The organism is Sporosarcina sp. FSL K6-2383 (assembly GCF_038618305.1).
Lineage (GTDB): Bacteria > Bacillota > Bacilli > Bacillales_A > Planococcaceae > Sporosarcina.
Window position 1 is genome coordinate 3496484 of sequence record NZ_CP152017.1, and the last position, 13700, is coordinate 3510183.

Consider the following 13700-nt stretch of genomic DNA (forward strand, 5'->3'; position numbering starts at 1 on the left):
ACCCCTTAATTCTCCTGCATCATTGGCAATTTCATGATGACAGTCGTACCTACATCCTCTTTACTGGCAATCGTGACTCCATACATATTGCCATAATATAACGAAATTCTTTTGACGACATTTTCTAAACCGATTCCTAACTGCGATGAGTTTACTTTACTTTCCAGTAGTTTTGTAACCGCGGCCAGCTTCTCTTCATTCATGCCAACGCCATCATCCTTTATTTCAACCCAAAGTACCGATTCGTCATGATAGATTCGAATTGATAACACACCTTGCCCTACTTTGGTTTCCAGCCCATGAATAATCGCATTTTCTACAAGTGGTTGGATTAATAATGGAGGAATCAATAATTTCTTTGCTGATTCTTCAACTGAAATACTTATCTTCATTTTCATTTGAAATCTAACCTCTTGAATAAATAAATAGCGCTCTAAGAGCACTAAATCTTCTTCAAGACGAACATATTCGCTATCTTTTTTAATGGAATAACGCATCATTTCACCGAGTGCAATCGCCAGCTCGCTAATCATCCTCACGCCCTTTATTTTAGCTATTGCACTCATTGTTTCAAGTGTATTATAAAGAAAATGTGGATTAATCTGCGCACGCAGCATATTGATTTCCGCTTCTTGTAAATGGCTTTTCTTTTCCATGCTTTCTTGGAGTGATGTTTTTAATTTCTGGATCATACTGTTAAAATTGCGCCCTAACTCACTCACTTCATCTTGATAATTCGCTTGGAATCGCACATCAAGATTTCCTTTTTCGACCTTCTTCATAACATTTTTTAAGCGGTTCATGGGTGACGTGATCGAAATCGCAAATAGGTAGGTAAACCAAACCGTCACAATAAAAGCAATCACGATTAAAAGCAGCGTCAAATACTTGATCGGTTGGCTACCGCTAGTCACTTCACTTTCAGGTAGGTAGTTTACCACTTTATAATGCGTTTCCTCATTCGTATCGAAGATGGTAATATATTTTTTTTGATGTAAAGTAGTATCAAAAAAACCTCGTTGACCACTTAAAATAGTATCAACCGATTCATGCTTCATTTTTGTCCCTATCGTCGTTTTACTCGGATAGGCAGAAATAATATAACCTTCAGAATCAATTAAATACATTTGCTCTTGAATACTATGATAGTTTGATTGATACAATTCTGCGATTGACGGCTCTAATATATCGATAATTAAATAGCCAATTGCTTCACTGTTCTGCCCCTTCAAAAGTCGCCCAACACGGAGAACGACTTCCTGCGATTCGGCATGTCTAATAGTATAATGCGTATCCCAAACCGCTGCCCCATTAGCTTCTTTTGCCTTTCTAAAAACCCCCCAGTTTTCTGAGACTTGATTATATTGCGGGGGTAAATAATCACCTGTAAAATAACGATCCCCATTGAAACCAATAATATATAAATTAATCGTCCAATTTTTCGTACCTAAAACAGAGTCAAACAAAGCATTCACCTGTTCAAAATCATGGTATTTCTCTAAATTTGCCCGTGATGAACTTTTATAAAGTTTCTCCTGCACCAAGTCTGAACGATAAATATAATTGCTAAGCTGTTCGATATCTCTAGAAAAAAATGCGAGATTTTTATTTATTTGTGCCAAGTTCTCCATGATGCCTCTACTAACCTGTTCTTTCATCATTTTTGAGCTCACTTGGAAGGTAAATATCCCCATAGATAGCACAGACACAAATGTAATGGCAGAAAAAAATAGCATTAGTTTCGTTTGTAACTTCAAACCCATTAACTTCCTAAGCACCTTCATCACCCGCTTCGCACATTTGCCTCAACGAACATTCATCATCTACACTCTCTTATATCATTCTCGCAAACCAAGTCTACCAAGAAGTTGTGCGAGTAATCAGTTTCAAGAATTATACCATTACTTTCTAAAATATAAAGGCTTCCTTTTTTAAAACAAAAAATAAGAAAACCATCCTTAGCTTTAAGAAGCAGAAGGATGGTTCATGTAAAAAGGTATGTCCGTTAACGAGCCTTGAAATAATCCAAACTAAATTAGATACTCCAAATTGAATTATATTATTTCAAACTACGATTTAAAAAGGCTTTTGTCCGCTCCTGCTGTGGATTCGTCAATACATCAGTAGGATTGCCCGACTCAATGATTTCTCCGTTGTCCATGAAAATAACCCTGTTAGCCACTTCTTTGGCAAACCCCATTTCATGCGTCACGACAATCATCGTCATATGCTCTTCAGCAAGATGCTTCATCACTTCCAATACTTCCCCCGTTAATTCAGGGTCTAAAGCAGAAGTGGGCTCATCAAATAACAGAATTTCTGGATTCATCATAAGTGCCCTAGCAATCGCCACACGTTGCTTTTGACCTCCAGATAGTTTTGCTGGATATACATCTGCCTTATCAGAAAGCCCAACTTTATCTAGCAATTCTGTACTTCTATTTCGAATCGTAGCTGCCGGTTCTCTCTTTGTCAGTTTGGGTGCAAGTTCCAAGTTCTCTCTAACTGTAAGATGTGGGAAGAGATCGAAATGCTGAAATACCATTCCCATTTTCGCAGTCACTTGTTTGATTGCCTGCTGTTTTGCATAATTGCCATCCTTGACAAGATAATCACCTGATATTTGTATACTACCACCATTAATTTCTTCGAGATGGACTAAACTGCGAAGCATCGTGCTTTTCCCTGAGCCCGAGGGACCGATGACTGCAACCACATCGTTTTTGTGAACATCAAATGTAATTTTTTTAAGTACTTCGAGATTGCCAAATGATTTTTTGAGGTTGGATACTTCAATGATTGCCATTTTCATCGCTCCTTCTTAGTCATATTTGAATCGCCGTTCGAGCCATTTAAAGAATAAGGTCAATACGAGCGTTATCATTAAATAAATAATACCTGCGAAAAAGAAAGGTATGATAGTAAAATCACGGTTTACTGCTGTCTGCGCAAAGTGTAATAATTCCGGTACTGCAACGGCATAGAGTAATGCCGTGTCTTTCACCAGTGTTACGGACTCGTTCGCAACAGCTGGAAGTGCAACCCGAAACATTTGAGGCAAAATGACTCTTGTCGTTGTTTGCCATTTATTCAAACCGAGCACCTGTGAAGCCTCATATTGGCCTTTATCAACTGATAGAAGTCCACCACGGAAGATTTCCGCAAAGTAGGCGGCATAATTCAAGATAAATCCTAAACAAGCAGCCGCAAATCGATCAAACACCAAGTACTCCCCGATGAAAGGAAGAAGTGGTAGCCCGAAGACGAAAAATAATAATTGCAATAAAAGAGGTGTACCACGCATTAAGTAAATATAACCATTCGCAAACCAAGCTAACGGTTTTATGTTGCTCCTCACGGCAAGCGTTAAGGTAAAACCAAGCGGAATTGATACCACAATGGCAATTAAAAACAGGAGGACAGTTGCTTGCGCCCCCTCCAGCATCGGCTTAAGTATTGAAATTATATAATCTAAAGACATGAAAGGATTCCCCCAAAAACAAAACAGGGTTTCCCAAGGAAATCCTGTTTGTCACATATTTATCTTCATTCAGCTGAAGACCTACACCTCTATCAAGGCTAAGCGTAACAGGTTCGGTCAGCTTACTGTAACACTTTATTTTCCCCAAACCATTTTTCAGAGATTTCAGCAGCAGTACCATCTTCATTCAGCTCATCGAGTGCTGTCTGTAGCTTCTCAAGCAATTCCTCATTCCCTTTTTTCACACCGACTCCATACTCCTCTGGTGCAAGTGATTCATCGAGTACTTTAAATGTGCCTTCTTCTTGAGACATGTAATAATCAATGACAACTTCATCGATTACAACAGCGTCCAAACGACCTGTTTTTAAGTCAAGCAATGCAAGAACATTATCGGCAAATTCTGTTACTGTTTTAACTTTTGATTCGATTGGGTTTGCACCTAAAGCGTCAGCTGCAGAAGATAACGCTTGTAGTCCTACAACTTTCCCATCCAAATCATCCAGTTTTGCAATATCTGAATCCGCTAATGTAGCAACGACCTGCGCGTTTCGTAAATAAGGCTTAGTGAATAAAACCTTTTCTTTACGCTCATCTGTAATTGTATACCCATTCCAAATAAGATCAATGCGTCCACTGCTTAGTTCTGTTTCTTTTGTTTTCCAATCAATGGGTTGAAATGTAGCCGTCATGCCCATCTTTTCAACTGCAGCTTTCGCATAGTCAATATCAAAACCAACAATTTCATTATTATCATCACGGAATCCCATCGGTGCAAATTTATCGTCAATGCCAATGACTATTTCAGTAGTTGAACTGTTAGTAGTTTGTCCTTCGGATGAACTACACCCCATTAAAAGTGTAAAAACTGCTGCCATCATTATAAAAATAGTTGCTATACGTTTCATAACTGTAAAAATCCCCTTTCAATGATCAATACTCACTTTAAATACTTTAGTCTGTTAACGTATTAATAGAATAGCATGGATACAACTAATTGACTACCCCCTTATATATATTCCTAATCTTCCCACAATAGAAGTCGGAAATTGAGGTTTCAGGAACCAAGCACTCGACTCAATTTTTTCTGGCTACTCTTGGTTAATCAATAGACGTGGTTTATTATATATGTACTACTGCGAAACAATAAACAGAATTGAATGGAGGGCATCATTAGTGGATGATAATAAGAAAATTAGAGAAGATGTTTTACAAAGTGTAGAGAATTTATCGGATGAACAATTGAATGAACAGGTAGAGGTAGGGCGCTGGAGTATTATGCAGGTGCTGAATCATTTGTATTTAATGGAACGCGCTATTGTCCATGCACTTTCAGACCAGTTAGCTAATGGGGAAAATAAAGCCCCTGTCGAAAAGCCAATACAATTTACGACGAATCGTTCAACGAAAGTAACTGCACCTTTATTTGCGACTCCATCTGATGACTTTATTTCCTTAGAAGAAATGAAAAGTAAACTTACAAAGTCTAGAGAAAACTTAAGCAATCTTGTAGCTTCCGCAGATAAAACATTATTAGCACAGAGAAGTTATCCACATCCAGCGTTTGGTGATTTAGGCTTAGAACAATGGATTCCTTTTATCGGCCTGCATGAAAAAAGACATTTGGCCCAAATTGAAGAAATAAAGAGTAAGCTAATGTGAGACCGACAAAGAGTTGAAGTAATCTTCAGCTCTTTGTCTTATGACGTGACAGACATGCGAACTTCTTTCATACACGGTTGCGAAATTCCTAAGCGCTATCCATTCAAAAACTATGCTTAGCCTCTTATCAACGGACGACTCGGACGGTTCTAAAATTCCGAAATGACGATAAGTTCGTTGAATTGATCGATAACTGCTGGCAAATGATCGATACTTTTTGAAAGCGTAAAATGTGCTTAAACAATTCATAGTTTAAGCACATTTTATGTTCAAACAGCAAAAGACATTACAGAGTGCTGCCCAACTTCACTCGGTAATGCCTATTTAATCTTCAACAAAACTCCCTGTACTCTATCCCTAGTTAGGGATATCAAACTCAATGATCACGGTTCACAATATAATTTAATAAATGCTTCAAAAAAGTAGTATTACGTGGCACTTCTTGCAATACTTCCATTGCACAGCAATAATGCTCCCACATCGCTTTTCTGGCTTCAGCAATCCCTAAGATAGATACAAATGTCGTATTATTATTTTCAGAATCTTTTCCAACGGGCTTTCCTAATACGTTCTGATCTCCTTCAACATCCAACAGATCATCTTTAATCTGAAACGCAATACCGGCATGACGAGCGAAACTTTTCAAAGCTTCCATTTCTGACTCCTTTGCATGCGCGAGAATGGCAGGCATGACGAGAGAGGCTTCGAATGCAATCCCTGTTTTATAGAAACACATCGTATTCAATTGCTCCAGTGTCAATGGTTTCCCTTTTGAATCTAAATCCATCGCCTGTCCTCTACACATATCTCCTGTTACTTGTGATGAATATTGAATCAAGTTAAGCACGGTTTTCGAATCGAACTGGTCGAGAGATGTTTGTTCTTCAATCGCTTTTTGGGTTAGGTAAAGCCCAGTTAATTCCGCTATAGCAATGTTATACACCTGATGCAATGTCGGACGCCCCCTACGAATGGACGCATTGTCCTGGGATGGTAAATCATCAAAAATCAGGGATGCTGTATGCATATATTCCAATGATTTCAGAAGTGGCACGATTGCCGACTCCTTTAATCCATATTCGTTAACCCCCATGACCCAAGTCATGATTGGCCTCAAACGCTTCCCATCGCTTTCTAGACTATAATTTGCAGCTTCAATGATCGGCTCTTCCATCAAAGAAACATTCCGAGTTGCGGGGATATTTAATGAGCTGTTAATCCGACTGCGCACGGTTTCAATCATTTCTAAAAAGTCTTCCTGCTCTTGTCGCTCATTTTTCAGATTAGTAATCATATGATCCCGAAGCAGTTTATCAAAGAAATCCACATCGTCCGCATTTCGAACCATTTTTTGAACGACATTGCTGAACTTTTGATTTCCACAATCAAATAACCTCATCACTTCGCTGTATTGTTTAGTGCCCATTCGTTTTTTAAATCGTTTCAGACCATTTATTGCACGATTGAGAATTACCTCACAGGCCTTGCTATCTGAGTGATACACATTGTGGATCAAATTGGAGATGACCGTCCAATACAATTCGAAGGGGTTGATCAGATCCAAACGACTATCATGATATTTCATATAATAGGTATAGGGTGTTACTCTTCCCTCTTCCATGTCATCAAACATATCTGCAAAATCATCCGCTAGCTGATTGTAAATTCCATATAAAAATGTTCGGTTGCCAAAGCCTTCATCCTCAGGAGCACTTATGACTGAACGGGTAATTAATCGGGAATAAGAAGATTTTAAAATGACAGGGATATAAAGCTCTTCATTGGTGTAATTTGCATTGAATAGGTCCTTTACTCGATCCTCTTCCTGAGAATTGAAAAAGACATAGGATTGCTCGAAAAAACTTTTTCTTATCTCAGGTCTCTGATGGACCTTGATATACTCAAATGCCTCTCGGAGTTCCGAATGAATATATGTGATTAAACCCGTATTTTTCCCAATCCACTCGCCTAATTCAGGAACAGCCCCTGTAATAAGCGTGGTACGAATTAAATCAGCATATCGTTTTTTCTCCTTTTCAGATAAAACGTTGGCATCAAGAAGATCGTCAATGAATGGATAGGTCAAACCATAGCAATACCCTAGCCGAATCGCTTCATCAAGTTTCCGGGAACGTTCTTCAGGAGAAATATCAACAGGCATCTCTTCAAACACATGCATGATAACTCCAGCCATAATTTTGATAAGCTTTCGCTTGGCCTCCGCAGCATCCATTCCCTTCGGAACGTTAGAGGACACAGTCTTTAATTTATCCAGAACCCAGATCATGGCAGACTCAACGCCTTCCTTCTGTGCCTGTCGATACAACCAAGCCATACTAAACGTCCCCGTTGCGTTGGAATGCCTCAGGTGATTTTTAAGACTATCAACTACACGGCGAACTCTAGTCTGTGTCTCAGGTGAGTCCAAGGCTTTGCCCAAATCACGCATGTAAATATAGGAAATGCTTCGATCCAGATAATTATCTAGTTTGCCTGTATACTCCAGCCTTTGAATATAATTGTGATATCCATTCAAATCAGATTTGCCCTTTCCACGTGAAAGAAAAGATAATAATGAGTTAGAGTGAATATGTTTTTGCTTCCAGGACTGTATATCTTGTATCAGAGTTGGGGCGTAAGTCTTTTGCATAAGTTGTACAGAAAGTGACTTAAAATAATGAGCAGCCTTCTGCTCAGCTAACCGATAGCATGCATCGGCATTTTTTTGTAACTTCTCATTCATACTCATCAATACCTCTTCTTTAATGTTATCATCTATATGTATGCCCTATCATCCAAGCCAATGTTAATGATCTAAACACTATCTCAAGCTTTTTTAGAACTAAATTTATACTAACATCTTTATCGCTAGAATTCCCTACTTGGGGTGTCACTCAAACCTTATAGATTGAATGAGTGACTGTGCACCAAGTACAAACACTATACAATAAAACAAGAAGGGGACTATGGAGAAAATCAGTGAAAATTGATTTCCTCCATAGTCCCTTATTTTTGATGCCAATCATTTTTTACAGTTTAACAGGTTTCCTCCAAAACAAACCTGTATACAATAGGAAAATACCGACCATCAAAATAACACCGATATAAACAGACATCATCGTAGGGATTAGATAAGCACCTATGATAATTGTTGAACGAGCGATCAGGTCTGCTCCACTAAATGAAATGTTGGCAAAGGCCGAATAAGAACCTCGTTTATCTACTGGAATCATATTTGCTTGCTCTGCATTACGTACAGGTGAATAGATGAGTTCGCCAAGCGTAGCAATTAAATTAAACAGCAACAATATGTACCAAATGTTTGCTGACATGACCGTAATATAACCGATACTATATATAAGAAGACCAATCAGCAATACTCTTTGCTTGCTGAAACGGTCCGTAAATTTATTGATCATAAACGTAAAGCAGACAACGAGCAGCATGTTTTCGATATTAAGAATACTTAGCATGCGTACACCTGCTAGTTCAAATCCGCCAATATATACAGATTCAAATGTTTCCGCTAGGCGAACACCAATATAGCTATTTAAAGAAAATTCCGCAGCAAAGATAAACATGGAGCCAAGTACGACTTTGACAAATGGACTATCTTGAAAAGCAATTTTATAACTTTGGATGACATCCAACAACACATTCCGATGCTGCTTTTTAAACCGAATTGTCTGTTCATCAATGAGCCAGACTTTATAGGCAATCGGTAAGCTTATCGAAGTCATTGTTAGGAATGCGAACAACTCAATTTGGTGATGTACATACAACAGGCCACCAAGGGCAGCCCCAATCGCCAACGATAAATTCACAAGCCAATAATCAAGCGCATAAATAGCTTTTCGATTATCCGGTGTCGTCGAATCCATAATAAGAGCATTCATAGCCGGTCGCCCAAGACTACTTGTCACAATATAAAGTACGTAAGCAATTGCAAATAACCAAATAATATTATCTTTAGGATATAAGCTTATTGTCATAACCAAAAACATACACGCACTTGCCAATGAAGTGAGGACCAATACTCTTTTACGTGGAAAGCGATCAGATATATAACCACCAATCAAATTAACAAAAAAACTGACGATAACTGTAAATAGTAAAAAGATACCCGCCCAAACTTTGCTTATTTCCTGTGCAAAAAATAAGGCCATAAACGGCATGACCGCCGATGAGACAGCACGATTTAAAAAAGATGTGACTAGGCGAACTTTAAGATTTTGTGGATAGTCTTTCCAAGTCATATGGTAACCTCCCTCTTTCTTTTGTAGAATCAATGTTAAACTAGACGTACAAAATAAAAAATGGACAATATAAATATATATGTCCACTTTTCAAAAGGAGCGTATGATGGATACATACTTATTAACTTTATGGAAATCGGTTCCATCTGGTAATATCAAACAAAAAGAACTGGCAGAAGTGCTCCATTTAAGTGCTAAACAAACGACACGTTATATACAAAAATGGTCTACAGAAGGATGGCTGACATTTACTTCAGGACTTGGTAGGGGCAATGTATCTACTCTTCTGTGGCTAAAAAATGTAGAAGCTATTTTTGAAGAGCAAGTTACGAGGATAATTATTGAAGAACCCGTTGAACTCAGTAGTAAATATTTAGAATTAGATTGGTCACTCGATAGTAAACAGCGTTTACTAAATACATTTCGTTCGAAATTTGGCTATCTTCAAACCTCCAATGATAAGCTCGTGATCCCAAAAAGGTTCCCATTTCTAACGATGCATCCTCTAAAAGCTGCCGATGTCAGTAGTGCGAATATAGTTGCAAATATCTTTAATCGACTCGTTGCTGTCGATGAACAAAGCACTGTCCTACCTGAACTTGCACATAGCTGGGATGTCACTACATACAAACTTCGATTGTATATAAAAAAAGATATACGATTCCATGATGGATCTATATTGACTGCCGAAGATATAGTCGTTTGTTTGAACAAGCTACGCAATCATCCACAGTTTCAAGAGTTGTGGGTACCTATACACCACATCGATGCTCCCGCTCCATTAGTCATCGATATTTATTACCCAGATGGCTGTAGCTATTGTTTACATATGCTTGGAACAATGAATGCTAGTATTTATAAAGAAAGTAAGGATGAACTACTGGGAACAGGTTGCTTTTATGTTCAAGATAACCATGATTCGAAAACAACTTTAGCCGCTTTTAAAGATTATTTTGGTGAAAGACCTTTAGTAGACCTTGTAGAATTTGTACAAGTACCTGAGGACTTTGAAATTGCGTATCGATCAACAACACAAATAGAGGACCAGCCCACATTTCAGGTGGAAGGTGATTCTGGCTTCGGCGTCGTCATCATGAATTCATTTCGTAATTCAGCAATTCGGCGCAAGGAAATTCGTGACTATGTCCATTACGTTATTGCAAAACATCGTTATACTATTAGCCAAGCCGACGCCCGTCTGCTATCGAACCACCAAGGATTCCTGATTGGGCAAAGTAAAACTTACACAATCCCAGAAGTGAAACGTCCAGAGTTTTCCACACCACTTGTTTTGAAAATAGTAAATTATATACAAGAAACAACGATGTGGCTAAAAGAAATATTAGAAAAAGAGGGCGTCCCTATTGAATTAAAACAAATTTCCTTCACCGATAATCTCTATGATGATGACCGCAACCAATCATTCGACCGTTTTATTCATGGTGAAATATTCGAGATGAATAAAAACTTCTCATTTTTCCAGCTTCTTAAAAATGGATACTCGCCATTAGCAGCGATTGTTAAAAATGAACCCACACTAAACCGTTATCTAGCTGACTATGCGCATACCCCCTTCGAAGATTGGACAGCCTTAAACCTGAAGGTCGAGAAAGCACTGCTTGAAAACTCTGTCATGATTCCGTTATATTACGCCAAACGTCAAATTCCATTCTCAGCCGATTTGATGAACATCAATATAAAGCATTTTGGTTATATTGATTTTTCTAAGGTATGGGTGAGGCCGACTATTAAGTAAAAAAGTACTTAGTTTTAGAACTAAGTATGTTGACGTAATCCTATCTACAACGCTCCGCGCTAGTGGATGCCTCCCGTGATAAGCTAGATAGAAAGTCACTGTCAATCTTATCTCTTCGGCTATCCCTGTAAGGCGCCTTCGCTGGAGATTTCATAAAATCACTGGTTCAACTCATATAGATATTTTTTTCAGTTCAACAAATGTCCTAGCTTATCTGGGTTCCGAACAAAGTATAAATTGCGAATTGAATTTTTCTCGACATGCATTAGCACAACAGTGTCGATGCCTTCGTCTGAATAGACAACAAGCCCCGTTTGGCGATTGATATCCCTCATTTCGAGATGCATGCCTCCTGAGTACTGAGGTAACTTACGCATTAACCCGAAAAGGAACCGCGCGACGAAATCACGGGATTCAATAGGATTGGCGGCGGCGAACGCTTTCCCTCCACCATCAGAGACCAATACGACATCTTTTGCGAGCATGGCTACAACTGTATCCACGTTTCCCTGTTCAAGAGCCGCTAGGAATCGACGTACCCACTCCTCGCTCTCTGTTTCGGGATAGACTGACTCATCAGGGCTAATCCCCATCCTTCCTTTCGCACGGCTATTTAGCTTGCGGCAATTCGCTTCGCTTTTGTCAACAAGCTCGGCAATAGCTACATATTCAAAACCAAGCGCCTCGCGAAGTACGAACACTGCCCTTTCCGTTGGAGACAGCCTTTCAAGCAACACGAGCATAGCATAGGACAACAACTCACCTTGAACAACCGATTCAAACAATTCATCATTCGAGGTAAGAAGGGGCTCGGGAAGCCACTGGCCGACATACTGTTCCCGTCGTTTTCGCGCCGACTTGAATACATCCCGACAGTGATTAGTGACCATTTTGCACAGATATGCTTTCGGATCAACCAAACTTTCCCGCTCAACGTCATACAACTTTAGGAATACGTCTTGCACAGCATCTTCCGCATCGTGGACCGATCCTGTCAGTTGGTAGGCAAGCGTAAATAGTAGTCCTTTATATTGCTCATATAACTCTTGCATCCTACAACTCCATTCTTATCCTTCGTTTACGTTATTTTAACAGACTTGCTGAATCCCAAGTGAATTTCCTCATTCGCCAACCCAGCTTTCCTGTAAAAATAATATCTAAACCGCATTGATGTGTCCATAACATTCCTTGCCCCGGACCTAAAGAAAAGCAAAATAAGTCAATACCCCTCTTATGTGAAGGTGCTGGACGCCCAATAATATCCGCCACTAAAATCTTTCCAAGCCTTGCTGCTTGAAAAGTTGCTTCCTTACATGTCTTCCCGTCCAACCGTCCGCTAGCGGGGTCTACGATTCGCGCACAGTCACCAATACTGTATACACCATCAGCTCCTGGAACCCGATAACTTGCATCTACAATCACGTATCCTTCCGAAGTAATTGGCAACCCGATACTTTGCAACATTGGGTTAGGTAACAATCCTAGCGTCCAGATACATAAGCCAACGGGCATTGTTTCGCCGTTCGGTAAGGTTAGCGTTCCTTCTTTTTCATGCAGTACCTTGCTCTCATGCAAGACTGTTACTCCGCAAGCACCAAGTGAACGTTCCAATTTGAGTCCTACCTTTTCCGGACCATTTGAGAACAATCTCTTGTTCGCGTTACATAATTTTATTCTCACAGCATCCGGGTCAAGTCCTAATTTCGCCGCATCTTTACGAATGAAATAAGCTAGTTCAGCAGATGTCTCGATGCCACTTATGCCTGCTCCCGCAACGGCAATGGTCATTAATCTTTGACGCTCTTTCGTACTTTTTTCCTGAATGGCTTTCTGTAAATTCACGCGCCATGACTCCCGAATCTTCTGCGCAGCCTCTAAACTCGCCAACGCTAGCCCTCCCTGATTAGAATCAGGTTGCCGTACAACACTCCCAACCGCCAAGACAAGAATGTCATATTTCAGCGAACTCTCATTGGTTTCAGCATCCCGGAAAATCAACCTTTTTTCCTTCGATTCGATTTTCGTAACAGTCGCCTGAACGAATTCGACTCCATCAGGAAACAGCCTAGTTAAAGGAACAGTGATATCCTCGTCTCCGACCGCGGGCTTAAAAAGCAATACTTTGCGAAAGTGATAGGGGTTCTTGTCTATTAAAATAACTCGAAGTTTTCGTTTACTTGCTTCACCTTTAAACCTTTTTTGAATCGCTTTAACTGCATTAATGCCCGCATATCCTCCACCTACGACAATGCATGTCAATTCTTTCATTGCAGCCACCCCTTATTTCATTTACAAATAAGACGAGTTAAGGCATCATTTTGTGACAACAACGATTTATCGACGACTGCCGATTATTTGTGTTTGAAAAATTATGCTTCCGCAAAAAACGGAACCAAAATTCCGTGATTCTAAAGTCCCGAAATGACGATAACTCTGTTGAATTGATCGATATCTACGAGCAAATGATTGATAACTTCTTTAGATTGATCGATAATCACTGGCAATTGATCGATAACCCTAAGCAAATGATCGATGCTTTTTGAAA

General features: G+C 39.4%; 10 protein-coding genes. 2 read left to right on the plus strand and 8 right to left on the minus strand.

Features of this window, described 5'->3' with window-relative positions:
- Positions 1 to 5: 5 nt before the first annotated feature.
- The 4 genes from MKZ10_RS17720 to MKZ10_RS17735 form a co-directional block, all read right to left on the minus strand.
- Positions 6 to 1757 (minus strand): sensor histidine kinase, encoded by a 1752-nt coding sequence (locus tag MKZ10_RS17720; protein WP_342506409.1) that lies wholly within the window; start codon positions 1755 to 1757, stop codon positions 6 to 8.
- Positions 1758 to 2059: 302 nt separating this feature from the next.
- Positions 2060 to 2806 (minus strand): amino acid ABC transporter ATP-binding protein, encoded by a 747-nt coding sequence (locus tag MKZ10_RS17725; RefSeq protein WP_342506411.1) that lies wholly within the window; start codon positions 2804 to 2806, stop codon positions 2060 to 2062.
- A gap of 15 nt (positions 2807 to 2821) precedes the next feature.
- Entirely contained in the window at positions 2822 to 3481 is a 660-nt protein-coding gene (locus MKZ10_RS17730; protein ID WP_342506413.1) for an amino acid ABC transporter permease, read from the minus strand.
- A 122-nt stretch (positions 3482 to 3603) separates the two neighbouring features.
- Positions 3604 to 4389: an amino acid ABC transporter substrate-binding protein gene (locus MKZ10_RS17735; protein WP_342506415.1), complete on the minus strand. Its 786-nt coding sequence runs from the start codon at positions 4387 to 4389 to the stop codon at positions 3604 to 3606.
- Positions 4390 to 4657: 268 nt separating this feature from the next.
- Here MKZ10_RS17735 and MKZ10_RS17740 point away from each other — a divergent pair, with 268 nt between their 5' ends.
- Positions 4658 to 5143: a DinB family protein gene (locus tag MKZ10_RS17740; RefSeq protein WP_342506417.1), complete on the plus strand. Its 486-nt coding sequence runs from the start codon at positions 4658 to 4660 to the stop codon at positions 5141 to 5143.
- Between the two features lie 376 nt (positions 5144 to 5519).
- Here MKZ10_RS17740 and MKZ10_RS17745 read toward each other — a convergent pair whose 3' ends face one another.
- Positions 5520 to 7886 carry a polyprenyl synthetase family protein gene (locus MKZ10_RS17745; protein ID WP_342506420.1) on the minus strand — a complete coding sequence of 789 codons (2367 nt, stop codon included), beginning with the start codon at positions 7884 to 7886 and terminating at the stop codon, positions 5520 to 5522.
- A gap of 286 nt (positions 7887 to 8172) precedes the next feature.
- The gene (locus MKZ10_RS17750; RefSeq protein ID WP_342506422.1) at positions 8173 to 9399 is read right to left on the minus strand and encodes an MFS transporter; all 1227 of its coding nucleotides are present in this window, start codon (positions 9397 to 9399) and stop codon (positions 8173 to 8175) included.
- Positions 9400 to 9505: 106 nt separating this feature from the next.
- On the opposite strand from MKZ10_RS17750, the gene MKZ10_RS17755 reads away from it, so the two are divergent.
- Positions 9506 to 11155: an ABC transporter substrate-binding protein gene (locus MKZ10_RS17755; protein WP_342510270.1), complete on the plus strand. Its 1650-nt coding sequence runs from the start codon at positions 9506 to 9508 to the stop codon at positions 11153 to 11155.
- A gap of 188 nt (positions 11156 to 11343) precedes the next feature.
- On the opposite strand, the gene MKZ10_RS17760 is transcribed toward MKZ10_RS17755, so the two are convergent.
- Together MKZ10_RS17760 and MKZ10_RS17765 are read right to left on the minus strand one after the other, a co-directional pair.
- Positions 11344 to 12207 carry an RNA polymerase sigma-70 factor gene (locus MKZ10_RS17760; protein WP_342506424.1) on the minus strand — a complete coding sequence of 288 codons (864 nt, stop codon included), beginning with the start codon at positions 12205 to 12207 and terminating at the stop codon, positions 11344 to 11346.
- Between the two features lie 31 nt (positions 12208 to 12238).
- The gene (locus tag MKZ10_RS17765; RefSeq protein ID WP_342506425.1) at positions 12239 to 13423 is read right to left on the minus strand and encodes an FAD-dependent oxidoreductase; all 1185 of its coding nucleotides are present in this window, start codon (positions 13421 to 13423) and stop codon (positions 12239 to 12241) included.
- Positions 13424 to 13700: the final 277 nt, after the last annotated feature.